Origin of the sequence: Leptospira chreensis, assembly GCF_016919165.1 — a bacterium.
GTDB classification, from domain to species: domain Bacteria; phylum Spirochaetota; class Leptospiria; order Leptospirales; family Leptospiraceae; genus Leptospira_A; species Leptospira_A chreensis.
Genome location: NZ_JAFFPS010000077.1, coordinates 53,092 through 65,809, shown reverse-complemented (window position 1 = coordinate 65,809; position 12,718 = coordinate 53,092). Strand labels below are relative to the sequence as shown.

12 protein-coding genes are annotated in these 12,718 nt (G+C 42.0%); 7 read left to right on the top strand and 5 right to left on the bottom strand.

Annotation, left to right across the window (positions count from 1 at the left end; translation table 11 throughout):
- The first annotated feature begins 130 nt into the window (after nt 1-130).
- A complete protein-coding gene (locus JWG41_RS20750) occupies nt 131-1,675 on the top strand; it encodes a hypothetical protein (RefSeq protein WP_205271541.1) in 1,545 nt (514 codons plus the stop codon).
- A gap of 35 nt (nt 1,676-1,710) precedes the next feature.
- Nucleotides 1,711-3,168 (top strand): OmpP1/FadL family transporter, encoded by a 1,458-nt coding sequence (locus JWG41_RS20745; RefSeq protein WP_205271540.1) that lies wholly within the window; start codon nt 1,711-1,713, stop codon nt 3,166-3,168.
- Nucleotides 3,169-3,231: 63 nt separating this feature from the next.
- Here the strand turns inward: JWG41_RS20745 and JWG41_RS20740 are convergent, their stop codons facing one another.
- The 3 genes from JWG41_RS20740 to JWG41_RS20730 are packed head-to-tail and all read right to left on the bottom strand — an operon-like array spanning nt 3,232 to nt 7,276.
- Nucleotides 3,232-4,128 (bottom strand): patatin-like phospholipase family protein, encoded by an 897-nt coding sequence (locus tag JWG41_RS20740; protein WP_205271539.1) that lies wholly within the window; start codon nt 4,126-4,128, stop codon nt 3,232-3,234.
- Between the two features lies 1 nt (nt 4,129).
- A complete protein-coding gene (locus JWG41_RS20735) occupies nt 4,130-5,377 on the bottom strand; it encodes a C40 family peptidase (RefSeq protein WP_205271538.1) in 1,248 nt (415 codons plus the stop codon).
- 24 nt (nt 5,378-5,401) lie between these two features.
- On the bottom strand, nt 5,402-7,276 hold the full coding sequence (locus JWG41_RS20730; RefSeq protein ID WP_332461321.1) for a patatin-like phospholipase family protein: 1,875 nt from the start codon (nt 7,274-7,276) through the stop codon (nt 5,402-5,404).
- 165 nt (nt 7,277-7,441) lie between these two features.
- On the opposite strand from JWG41_RS20730, the gene ruvA reads away from it, so the two are divergent.
- A complete protein-coding gene (ruvA, locus tag JWG41_RS20725; RefSeq protein WP_205271537.1) occupies nt 7,442-8,041 on the top strand; it encodes a Holliday junction branch migration protein RuvA in 600 nt (199 codons plus the stop codon).
- 1 nt (nt 8,042) lies between these two features.
- Here the strand turns inward: ruvA and JWG41_RS20720 are convergent, their stop codons facing one another.
- Nucleotides 8,043-8,648, bottom strand: coding sequence for a hypothetical protein (locus JWG41_RS20720; RefSeq protein WP_205271536.1), 606 nt, complete (start codon nt 8,646-8,648; stop codon nt 8,043-8,045).
- Nucleotides 8,648-10,192: a tetratricopeptide repeat protein gene (locus tag JWG41_RS20715; RefSeq protein WP_205271535.1), complete on the bottom strand. Its 1,545-nt coding sequence runs from the start codon at nt 10,190-10,192 to the stop codon at nt 8,648-8,650. Before JWG41_RS20715 ends, JWG41_RS20720 begins: the two co-directional genes overlap by 1 nt.
- Here JWG41_RS20715 and JWG41_RS20710 point away from each other — a divergent pair.
- Genes JWG41_RS20710 through JWG41_RS20695 form a run of 4 tightly spaced genes read left to right on the top strand, consistent with a single transcriptional unit; the run spans nt 10,186 to nt 12,711 of the window.
- The gene (locus tag JWG41_RS20710; RefSeq protein ID WP_205271534.1) at nt 10,186-10,794 is read left to right on the top strand and encodes an ABC transporter permease; all 609 of its coding nucleotides are present in this window, start codon (nt 10,186-10,188) and stop codon (nt 10,792-10,794) included. The two genes, JWG41_RS20715 and JWG41_RS20710, sit on opposite strands and share 7 nt — an antisense overlap.
- On the top strand, nt 10,794-11,465 hold the full coding sequence (locus JWG41_RS20705) for an ABC transporter ATP-binding protein (protein WP_205271533.1): 672 nt from the start codon (nt 10,794-10,796) through the stop codon (nt 11,463-11,465). The genes JWG41_RS20710 and JWG41_RS20705 overlap by 1 nt, the downstream gene beginning before the upstream one ends.
- A 3-nt stretch (nt 11,466-11,468) precedes the next feature.
- Entirely contained in the window at nt 11,469-12,365 is an 897-nt protein-coding gene (locus tag JWG41_RS20700; RefSeq protein WP_205271532.1) for an ROK family protein, read from the top strand.
- A 1-nt stretch (nt 12,366) separates the two neighbouring features.
- A complete protein-coding gene (locus JWG41_RS20695) occupies nt 12,367-12,711 on the top strand; it encodes a histidine triad nucleotide-binding protein (RefSeq protein ID WP_205271531.1) in 345 nt (114 codons plus the stop codon).
- The last annotated feature ends 7 nt before the right edge of the window (nt 12,712-12,718 follow it).

The window sequence follows — 12,718 nt, the reverse complement described above, 5'->3', positions numbered from 1 at the left end:
AGTATTCAAACAGTTAGTGAAAAAACATAATTTCTTGCATGAGAGCACTATCTCACACCTTTTTGTTTCTTTTTTTATTGAAAGACTTTAGAATTGACATTTCCTTTCGCACTCATGAAATGAACGCGTGATGAATCATCTTTTTCTAATATTCTTTCTTGGTTTCTTTGCTTTCACCAGTTGTAAAAAAGAAAAAGACGAAAGTAATTCACTCTCTGCTTTGGCGACTCGTTTTCTTATCAGAAGTCTTCTTAGTTCTAATATCAATTCCGAACTTCCATCCAACCTCAGTGTTGCGGTTCCCCGTTCCATCCGCAAACCTTCTTCCGGTCTGGGTGCCTCACTTGGTAAAGCAGCTAAAACAAAAAAATTCATTTCCGTCTCCAAAGGGATTGCTCAGGACACTTTTGATTATGGGTTCACGGGCCAAGCCTTCCTAACCGAAGGAACTTCGATTGTTGCTGAAATTCTTCGCGATTCCAAAAGGGATTTGGTTCTCATCAGTGGTGCTTATGGCCTTGCGAAAGCAAGCCCCGGTGTTTGTATTCCTGGCGGAGTTTCCAGTGTAAGCATTACACAGTCTATGGAAAATGAATTCCTAGAAGGAATAGAAAGATTGGGGCTCAGTGCGGAAGAGGCTAGAGGGGAACTTGCCAGTTTACAAAATGAAGGAATTCTACCTTATACCGGACAATCGGTACCGACTCCCGCGATGGTGTACAAATCACTTTCTAATAATGAGTATGATGCTGAGATTTCCTATTCCTTTGCGGATTCCATTGGAACTCCCCAACCATGCCCTACAAATAATAAGTTTCAAAAAAGTTTAAAATTCAAAACAGACAAATCCAAAATTTTTAGTTCCATCACTCGATCTTTAAAGGTATTTGGAATTTCTCTTAGCGTAGAAGCCTCAATCACATATATCACCCAAGAGGGTAAAAAAGACAAAGCCATACTCAATATCAAACAAGTCACCACAACTTCGGGAAGCACAGACAAATCAACGACAAGGTTCACCTTTGAAGAATGTGACAACGATACCAATGCCAACGCAAACAATTGTGTGACACTCAGTTACAGTAACGTTTACGATAATGCTGGGGATAAAATCACAACTTCTGTCAAAGGAAAGTCCAACGATTTTGGTGGCTATGTGACTACGGAGTACATAGACAATACCAATGGTTATGAATACTACTTAGAAGAGACTTATGATGAAAATGGAGAAACGGCTTACTTTGCCGTGGACTATTATGATTTAAATGATAATTCTAACGATGAATATGAAGAACTAGGTTATTTCGATTATGATATTTATGGTGAATTCTATGAATCAGGAGCCAACGCCTACCAATTTGAATGGGATGTATTTGTAGATTTTGCGACCACGCCCCTACCTGCTAACGGGATTGGTGGAGTCGGTTTTACGGAATACGATGCCTATGTGATTATGCCAGCCGGTGTGAACCCGAATATCTATCCAGATGAATACATTGGATGGGGTGAGTATTTTAATAATGTCAACAGTGGTGGGATCGTGTACTATGTAGATTTTTACGGAACAGCAGACCAAGTGGCGACTGCAGTCGTTTGGCGTTACACAATCGATGCCAATGGCAATGAAGTGTATGTTGGTTCACCGACTATCACCAATACGATCATCCAATTGTAAATATAGATAAACCGAAATTTAAATTAGAACCAATCATGTTAAAAACAAAACAAATTCGAAATCTCCTACCGATTCTCTTCCTTTGCCCAAGTATTCTCTTTGCTTCGGAGCCCTTTCATAACATCCAAGGATTTTATGGAGAAAGGGCCGCAGGTCTTGGTGGTGCCTTTACTGCCATCGCCGATGATCCGTCAGGTGCCTATTACAATCCGGCGGGACTTGGATTTACTTATCATGATGGAGTCTCCATCTCCGCCAGCAATTTCAAAGATGTAAAAAGAAGTTATATCAACATCGATACACCGGGTCAGGTTTACAACCAAACCCACCAAGGTTTTGATCCCAACTTCATTGGTTTACTCAAGAATTTTGATCGTTGGAAGTTTGCATTTTCCATTGTCAATACTTACAATTATTCATACAACCGAGTGGACCAAGTTAATTACCCGCTCGTATCCCCTTCCATCAATTCCACGAGGAATTATACAAAAGAAAGATACAACCAACTCCTCGTGGGACCGAGTGCCGCCTATCTACTCACCGACAAACTTTCTGTCGGTGCCACACTCTATTACATGAATGATACCAAAGAAGTATCTAGAACTCAGTTCCAACAGTTTTCCGACCTGAGTTACGTCATGCGCTCCTATGTAGACAACCGCAGAACCTCTGGGATTATGCCGGTGATTGGAATCCAATACCAACCCATCCAAAAAGTTTCCCTAGGACTTAGTTACCGCCGTATCTTTGTTATGGGGGGAAACCGACTGTACAATGAAGTATATGCGGATTCCACAAGAAGGCCTGGTTCTTCAGCTATTGATTTTATTGAAGGAACGGGAGATGGTGCCTCTTCCATTGAAGCAGGGGTTCTCACGCAAAAACCAAGACTCACCACATCCATTCCACAAACTTCCGAGATGCGATTCGGGGTGGCATTTTTTCCTACTTCCCGGTTCCTTGCTTCCTTTGATATGATTTATACAACCGGATATAAATCCCGTAGGAACCAAGATGAAATCAGTGCCTTTGGAAGAAGGGTCACATATACCATCAATGATACAGAAGTTCGTGAATTGACAAGAGCCTCCACAACCAACTTTGCCGCGGGAATGGAATACTACTTAGCAGACACTTTTTCTGTACTCGGTGGAATTTATACAAATGAACCCAATACCAAACCAATTTCTTGGACAGAGTCTGCCGTAGATTTATACTTACAAAATGCGCATGGAAACCAAGTGCAGGTAAATTCGGGTGACAATAGTCTGATTTACAAAGCACCTAGGTCTGGGAACAACCCAAGAAATGAATATTCACGAAATAAGGGTCTCAGTTTAGGATTCTCTTGGGTGACTTCGAAATCCTCTGTCTCTGTGACTTACATTCGTGAGGTGGGAAATGGGAATTCAAGGATCGATCCGAACTCCCTCTCGCAATCTTTCGAATACAGCGCCCACTCGATTTATATTATGGTAAGTTCCAGAAACTAACCAGAGAAAGAATCATTGGAAGGAGTTTTGGATTTAGGCTAAAATCCCAATTCTTTAATTTTATTAAGAATTGGGATTTGTGGTAAAGAATTCCTTCGCATCTTCGTATCCATGTTGTAAAAGAAGTTCCGCCTGTTCCTTTTTAAAATTCAAAATACTACCGAGACCTAACATTCGTTTGGGTGCAATGACAGAGATTTTTGCATTTTTGAATTGGGTGCGAAGCCCGAGTAAAAAATTCTCAACCGGAGTGAGACCTTTCATCACTGTTTTTCTATATTCCAATCCTTGTTCCACACTTCTGTAAGAACCAAGAAGATATAATTCAAACAATCTTTCTAAAGCTTCATCTTTGGTTTCTGGTGCTTCCATCATAGGCACTCCCCCCACAGGCGAAAGTAGAACCACAACAATCTCGGAAGCTTCATGTGTGAGTGCCGGAAGGATGGGTGTGTTTGCCATGACCCCTCCATCCCAATACGGTTCTCCATCAATGATCTGCCAAGGAAAGACCATGGGAATGGCAGAGGAGGCAAGGATATGTTCAATCCGAAGATTAGGATTATCAAAGAACTTCAGTTCCGAAGTGAGAATATTCACAGCAGAAATAATCACTTTGGTTTTGGATTCGTTTAAGGTAGTAAAGTCTAGGTTTTCATGGATGAATTTTTTTAAAGGATAGGTTTCCACAAGGGGATAGTATTTTCTTCGAAAGAGTCCTTTTAACATATTCCAAATCGAATAACGCATAATGTTTTTTTGGTTTAGACGTAACCATAACTCGGACAACCGACTGGAATTCATTCCCGAACCAATCGCACAGGCATTGATGGCACCAACGGATGTCCCACAAATGATGTCTGGTTTCCAATGGATCTCTTCTAAATACCGCAAAACACCCGCTTGGTAGGCACCCCGAGCTCCACCCCCGGATAAAACTAGGGCTCTTTTTTTTCCCATCCTATTTCCCTCCCGAAAAAATATCTCGACCCGTTACATATCTTTCCTTCCACCACTTTTCATTTAAGGACTGAATCACAACCCCACGGCTTGTAGAAGCATGGATAAAATTTCCATTCTCCAAAACCATCCCCACATGAGTGATCTTACTTGTATTTGGTGATGCCGAGAAAAATACTAAATTCCCGATTTGTTGTTTTTCCCTGGTGACGGACTTCCCAATTTGTGCTTGGTCTCTGGCAGATCTAGGAATCGTTTTTTCGTTCATTCCAATTTTAGAATCTGTAAGGATGGATTTGGTTAAGCCCGAACAATCCACTCCGCGCCGAGAATACCCACCATAAAGATAGGGAGTTCCAATCCAAGGACGGCCCACTGGATCCACTAGCTTACGTTTGTCTTTTTCTCCAGTAGCGGTTGGAGGATGGGAATTTTGTTCCTGTAAAAAAATAAGGTTCGGATCCAGTTTCGGACGTTCTTTTGTCACCCACTCACCCTGTTCATTCCAAACAATCTCGGTGCGTCTTTCTGATTTTTGGAAATTCTCTTTCGAAGAATTAAGAGAAAGGATTTGGATGGTATCGGTTTTTATCGTCTCCCAATCCTTCGCATCGATCTTTTTGCCTTCAGTTAGATACCAATCATTTAGAAATTTATTTTTTTTCTCATCACTTAGAGTTTGGATTTGTTTAGGAAGAAGAGACTCCAACCTTCCGAGAGTGGCATTTTGATTTTCTTCTTTTTTTCTAGATAAAACAAGAAGCCTTCCTGCTACAAGAACGGAAGCCCCACTCCACTGTTTGGATTTAGAGATTCGTAAGAGATCCAAAACGGTTTCCTCTGGGATTTTGGAAAGAGACATTTCCTTAAAGAATTTTCCTAAATACGGGATGTCTTTTTTGTTCGGTTTGGCTGTGATAAAATAAGGAATGAGTTCTTCTGTTTCTTGCCAAGTGAGTCCGTAGTCATGCAAAATGACAAACCTTTCGACGTCTTCTGCGAACTCAGTTGCCGGCATGGATTCAAAAGCGGCCCATACACGGAGAGATTGCACAATTTCTTTGACTGCCGTTTCATTGGCCCGATCACCCAAACGTTTTCGGATTTCATTACGGATGAGAAGAGTTTCTTGTTTGTTATAAACGGAGGCAACTAACGAATCTAAGTTTTGTGCAGTGAGGGAACTTACTACAACCAAAAAGAGAAAAAAACCAAACAAAGGCAGACGAACCATGTGAAATACAAACATAGTTTGTATGATAGTCTATTATTTCTAATGTAAAGTAGGATTTAGAAATTTCTCTCGGCTACGATTGATTTTATCGATCGAAGAAACATAACCCAGTTCAATCAGACGTTCATAAGCAAACCAATCCAAAAGCCCAAAGTTATTGGTAGGAATTTGTAAAAACAAATCTGATATCTTTTCTGTTTGGCGGATCCGGTCCCTGCTTGAGGCAAGGATGGAACGAATGATGATATCGCCAATCGGCGGAAACTTGGGTCTAAGGATTTCATTAAAATTGATTAGGTTTGTGATTTGTGTGAGAGGGTTTGTCATCACCCCGGGATTTGTTTTATCAAAGTAAGCACAAAGCTCCTTATCTTGGTCAGGATAAATATCGCCAAATACATCCACTGAGATGACTTTTCCCACACCTCTTTCTTTTAAAGTAATCCCAGGCACATTATCCAAAACTCCTCCATCCACATAAACCACTCCATCATCAATGAAAGGTGGAACAACGCCCGGAATGGAGGTACTCGCTCGGATTGCTTTCCATAAATCCCCTCGATCATGAACATGAATTTCGGAATGAGAGAGATCGGTAGAGATGGCATAATAAGGAATCCATAAATCTTCGATTTGGATGGAACCAAAAAATTGACGGATGGCCTCTGTGTATTTTTTACCGGTAGTGAGAGAAAGGATAGGAACCGTATATTCGTTTAACAAGTCTTTGGAGACCCAGAATGCTTTTGCTTTTTCTTTACTACTGGCACTCGTTTCTCCCTTAGCAATGAGAGCTGCAAAGATAGAACCAGCACTTGTACCCGATACCATATCAATAGGAATTTGGTTTTCTTCTAAGGCAGAGAGAACCCCCAAATGAGCAAAACCTTTCGCACCACCCCCACCGAGAGAAAGCCCAATCGACTTCCCCAATAACCCACGCCCCAATCGTTCCCAAGTATCAAGCCTATCGGCATGTACATGAAAGTGACGACGATACTTTCTTTTTTGTAAATGGCGAATGGTACCGGGAACCACAGTCACTGGATCCGGTTGGACAAGGACTAAAACTTGTGGTCTGTCCTTAAATTGTTTGGGATCCAAAAGAGATTCTAAAGGAATACAATTCGGATCGGCATTTGCTTCTTTGATAAATAAAATAGAATCGGATTGGCGAAGGGCTCGTTTCACCCAAGGAGTGATGGAGCTCTGATCTTCTAATCGATAAAATACAAAATCAAACTCGGCTTCCAGTTGGGAAAAAAAACGAATGATCCAAGTTTCTTTTTCCGACTCCTCTAACGCCTGCATATCGCTCGTTCGTTCTAAAAAGAACTTTTCATCCACAACACAAAATGACCCATACCTAAGTAAAACAAGACCGATCTTATGGATGATTTCATCTAAGGTATCTTTCGGAATGTCACTTAAGATGGAGAAGGTGCGAGAAACGGGAACAAAACCCTTACTCTCTGTTTTGGCATGAGCCAACCGGGAAGCGATGATTTTGGTAATTTGCAATAGACTGTCGGGGTATTTTAGAAGGATGGATAAAGCCAAATCTCGTGGAACCCGAATGAGTTCGGAATCGCGAATGGCCTTCACTGTAGCGGAACGTTTTTCGCCGGTAAACAAACTGAGTTCTCCAATAATGTCCAGTCGTTTGAATTCCCCGATGTCACGAATGGATCCGTCCGCTGCGCGCTTTTCGTATCGCAGTTTTCCCGCAGCCAAAATGTACAAATCGTTCCCATCCGAATTTTCCTCAAATAACACCTCTCCCCCGGCTAAAAATTCCCTCACTGTGCTTTCCTTCATTTCGCGAAGTACAGTATGAGGTAAACTTTTAAAGAGATCTGCCAAAGTCAGGTACTGAGCCAGGGCTTGGTGTTTCGAGATTCGAATTCGTTTCACTCCTTTTGTTTACTCGGTAAATTCAAAAAACTCAACATCCTTTTCTGTTTTAAGGTGAGAACATGACCGAGCCTTTTCGGGGATTTACTTACGGGAAATGGTGGAAAGAAAAGAGTTCTCGCCATCCAGATGGATTCCTAGATTTTGGAAGCGGGACGAAATAGGATGATTGCAAGTTTACGCGGAAAATTGATTCAATTGGAAATGGACCATCTTGTTCTGGATGTGGCAGGTGTTGGTTATGAAGTCCATATTCCTTTTCCTTTGCATTTAGAATGTAAGGACAAAATGCAAGCAGAGATCTTCTTACATATCTTTCATTCCATTACGGATAGAGGGGAACGTCTTTTTGGATTTTCTACAAGAAAGGACAGAGAACTTTTCCAACTCATCAAATCACTTCATGGGATTGGTGAACTCACTGCTCTAAAAATCCTATCCTTTTTCCATGCCGATGATTTGTATAAAATCGCAAAAGAAGATGATAGAAAAACTTTGGAAAAAATTCCCAAGGTCAAAGGCAAAACCTCAGAAAAGATTCTTTTTGAAATCAAACAAAACTTAAAAAAATTAGAAATGTTTTTGAATGATGAATCGACAAAAACAGATTCAGAAGATAGAGAAAGTGACCTGGCAACCCTTGCCCTCATCCAACTCGGTTTTGATGAGAAAACTGCCACCAAACAAGTGACAGATGCAAGAAAACTAAATCCTAATTACACGGCTTCCGAAATTGTCAAACAAGTGATTACGGGAACTCGGTAGGTCAAAACATACGGAGGAGATACCATTTCCCCTCTGTTTTCATAAAACTCGGATTGATCAAATACCGTTCGAGTTTGGGATTTTCTGCAAAACGAAACCGCACTTCCACTTCTTCACTCGAGCCCGCATAAAAATCCACCCAGACTTGTTTTGCTGAAAGGAAAACATCGCGAACGGTTAGGTTCCCCACACTTCCCTTCTTCTCATCTAATTTCTTAGAATCAAAGTAGTAAACTTGGAAGTATCCATTGGGATCGCCTAAGTCTTTTTTGACTTCTGCATAAGTCCAATACCCTTTGGCATCCACATACAAACCCTTTTCCGGATGGATGAGGCTTGGCAGGTGAGAAAAGGAACGCGCGCAAAGATCCGCTAGTAATACTTTTAATTCCGCAAGCAGATAGGTTTCATCGAATTTAGAAAGAGAAGTTCCATACACAACTCCCTTTGTCAAAGGAATGGGACAACCAACATCTTTAACATTGGCATCAGAAGGAGAGTTAGATTCACCAGATGGTGATTTTTCATTCGTGAGTTGGCAAGCGAAACTAAAACCAGATAAAAAACAAATTATAAAAAAACTAAAGAATTTATAAAGAGAGTACATCACATCGTTTTGTTGAGAAGGTCCTCAAACAAATCCCCACTGTACATCTCCAAAGCTCCGTTACTCGCCGCGATGATTTTTTTTCCCGCTTCGGTAACATCAAAGTTACCAATCACATAACCCCTAGTCGCACCTAACTCTTCCATTTGATTTGTCATCTCTCGTAAGAATACATCGGAGACTTTGGCATCCTTCCATTTACGAACTCGGAATAATGCTCGTTTGTTGACATCTTCTTTGGAGGAAGCCAGTAAATTCACACCATCGGCTTCTGGATTGGACATTTCTTTGGTCACCCGGTAACCCATACTCATCACCATACGAGTGGCTTGGTTTTTGAAATTGGTCCCAGGAAGGCTGATAAACTTTTCAAATTTATCGAGTCCGAGCATATCCAGTTTGGAAGTTAGTTTTTTTCCCCCATCATCCACCATACCTTTGATATTGAATGGTTTGGAAGAACGCATCCCACTCAGTTCAAAGTATCTAGAGTTGGGAAATAAATTCACAGAAAGTAAATTTAGTTCGCGAGTGAGATCATATTCATGGGTTAAAGATTCCACAGTTCCCGTTTGGCGTTCCAATCGGTATTTTAAATTGGCAAGAGCCACAACATCAGGATCATCGAGTCTCTCTGCTTCCGCTTCAATCAAATATTCAGAAGCATCATCGAGCCTACCCATATACACGGTGATCATTGCAAAGTGAATGCTACATTCAATGATTTCGCTTTGCCATGCGTTGAGTCTTGCCATCTCCAAACACAACCTTCCATACTTCAATGCTTCTGGAAAATTTTGCATGAGGATTGCTTCTGTCATTAAAAACTGAAAGAGAGTGAACCGAACAAACTCGTCTTCGATCTGTTCGCTGATAGCCACAGCGGTTTTCACAGCATCTTTGTGTTTGTTTTCACGAGAGAGAGAAAGGGCGTATAAAAAACCAGAGACAGGAGACTTTTCTAATTTGTATGCCTTTTCAAAATAATCTCTTTCCTTTCCTCCACCCGTCACACCGGAGATCACCCCACGAGCGATAAAGTAAGAAGAGAGGTTGATTTTTTCTTCTGGGACTCTCGAGAAGAAGTGTTCGGCAATTTTGAATTCTTTTTGTCCGAGGGCCATAAATCCCAACCGGAGGCAGGCGATCGGATTGGAACGATCCGCCTGGAGGGTGTCCAAATAGTGAAAGAAGGCCTCTTCAAAAAAATCTTTGTTATAATAAATATCTGCAATTCGGTTCGAAACCGTTACGGAATCGATTTCTTTTGTGTACCGATTGTTCTTTTTAATGATTTCGAGGTGTTTGGCTTCGTTTAGGGGGTCATTCTCCATGGCGTAGATCTTGGCCATGACATAGTGCCCATAGGGGTTTTGGTGGTCTTCTTCGAGTTTTTCACGCACCAAAGCCCGAGCATCCAGGAAGTTCCCTAAAGTGGCGAGGCTTAGCGCCTTAGCATAACTATCCCGTCTCTGCCCGACAATGAAGGTCAAGAGAAACCCGAGCATAATGACTGCTGCTCCCACAAAGATAAAAAATGCCAAATTCGATTACTTCCTATTTTCCTATTTTAGTTGGTAAAAAAGAGTCTTACGTCAATTCTGTCCTGGAAGTGATACAACTCACCTACATTTCGTTTGCTCTTCGCCTTCTCTTCCGGGATCGACTCTATTCGGTGGCCTATGGCCTCGTCGGAGCCCTGGTTTTTACATTCTTCTTACTCGCGATCAGAATTCACTTCCATTTGTATTCGGGAGTGTCCCTTACTAGTATCGTTTCCTTTGACCAATCTCCGCAGATTCTTTTTTATTCAACAAGCTTTGCGCTCATGGCTCTCTTTTTCTTCCATTGCCTACACGGGCTTGGTGACATTGGTGTGATGATGGCCATTGGGGGAAACCGACTCGGTTGTATTTGGCTACATTCCTTGTCCTTATTTTTCCTATTTCTTCCCAGTTTCCTACTGGCTATCATTATCAACTTAGGAAACCTAAATCCACCGGCAGACTTTGGTTTTCTCCAAGAACTCAAATCCATTTTTTCTTGTTTGGTTCTCTTTATTGCCCTCGGACTTTCGGTATCGGTTCCCACCATTGGAATCAGTTCTTACATTGATCCTTACAAATCAATCCGGAGACAAAAATAATGTTACTCCGAGTACACAACCTCACCAAACGATTTGGAAAAGACGAAGCAGTGAGTTCGGTCAGCTTCGATGTGAACCAAGGGGACTATGTTGCCATCATTGGTCCTTCCGGATCAGGCAAAACCACTTTACTTTCGATGCTCACAGGAATGCTTTCTCCGTCTGAAGGGGACATCCTTTATGACCAAACCAAACTTTCCCAAATTTCCAAACAAGAACTTGCGGAAATTCGAGCCCGGGACTTAGGCCTGGTATTTCAGTTTTCCGAACTTGTGGGAAACCTGACCATCAAAGAAAATATCCTTCTTCCGGCCCTATTCACTCGTAAGTTCTCGAATGATGACTACATTCGGAAATGCGATTATTTGATCGAACATTTAAAGTTAGGTGACATACAAAATTCACTTCCGAGAACTTTATCTGGGGGCCAAATCCAAAAGGCCGCTATCGCAAGATCCCTTATCAACGATCCGGCCATCCTTTTTGCGGACGAACCGTCCGGAGACCTAGATCCCGAAAATAGTTATCTGGTCCAACTCCTTCTCAATGAGTATAACAAACGAAACCATTCCATTATTCTTGTCACACACGATATGAAACTTGCCTTCGATGCCCAAACCGTTTATGAAATGAAAAACGGGAAATTCGACCAAGTCATCAAGGGAGAATGAGTTTTGCGTAAGGCAATTGGCGTGGATATCGGTGGAGGAAGCATTCGTGCGAGCCTTTTCGATGAAACTGGGAAAGAACTCGAATCCTTTGTTTCCCCCACCCCGGAACACCTAGACAACCAAAGTTTTCTTAAGATCCTACAAGATACCATTCGTCCCCTCGCCAAATCTGGGATCGGAATTGGTGTGGGCTCGCCTGGTCCCTTGGACAATGAACGCGGGGTGATGATCTCGAGCGCCAATCTCCAAGGGTTAAAAAACCTTCCGATCAAAAAGTCACTCGTTGACGAATTCTCTCTTCCCGTTTGGTATGAGAATGATGCCAACTGCGCTGCCTTAGGCGAAGCCTATTTTGGAACTTATAAAGATACGGAATCACAACTCACCATCACCTTAGGAACTGGTGTGGGTGGCGGATTTGTAAACCAGGGCATTTTGTATTCAGGATACCTCGGCAATGCCATTGAAATTGGTCACACCACGTCTGTGATTGGGGGAGCCCTTTGCGGATGCGGAGTTCGGGGATGTGTAGAAAGTTACTTTTCCACTCGCGGCTTTCTTGGTCGTTACGAGGAAAAATCAAACCGAAGGCTAAGCCATGCGGAAGAATTTTTCCAATTGGTGCGAGAAAAGGATGCGGTTGCCATGGAAATTTTAGAATTTGGAACCTTGGCATTGGCCCATGCGGTTCGTGGTGCGGTTCATTTACTCAATCCGGAAGCTGTAGTCTTTGTCGGTGGGATCACAAAATCCTATGACCTCTTTGGTAAAACCCTGGAAACGGAAATCCGATCCACCATATTCCCCGTGTTAAACGAAAGATTAAAAATTGGTTCGGGGGCCAGTCTCTCTGGCGCCTTAGGTGCTGCATCCCTTGTATTTTCTAAGGAGAAAGTATAAAATGGAAAATTGTCTTTTCTGTAAAATTGCGAGTGGAGAAATCCAAAGTAAAAAAGCATATGAATCCAAAAACATATTAGCGTTTCATGATATTACTCCCCAAGCCCCCTTTCATGTCCTCATCATTCCCAAAGTCCATATTTCTAGTATGAACCAAATTGGAGATCTGGACCCTGAGATCTTAAAAGAGATTTTGCAAACCATTCCCCAAATTGCGGAACAAAATGGAATCGCAGAAAAAGGATACCGGGTTGTAAACAACTGTGGAAATTTTGGCGGACAAACGGTAAACCACATCCACTTTCATCTGCTAGGTGGTCGCCATATGCAGTGGCCACCAGGTTAAAAAGGAC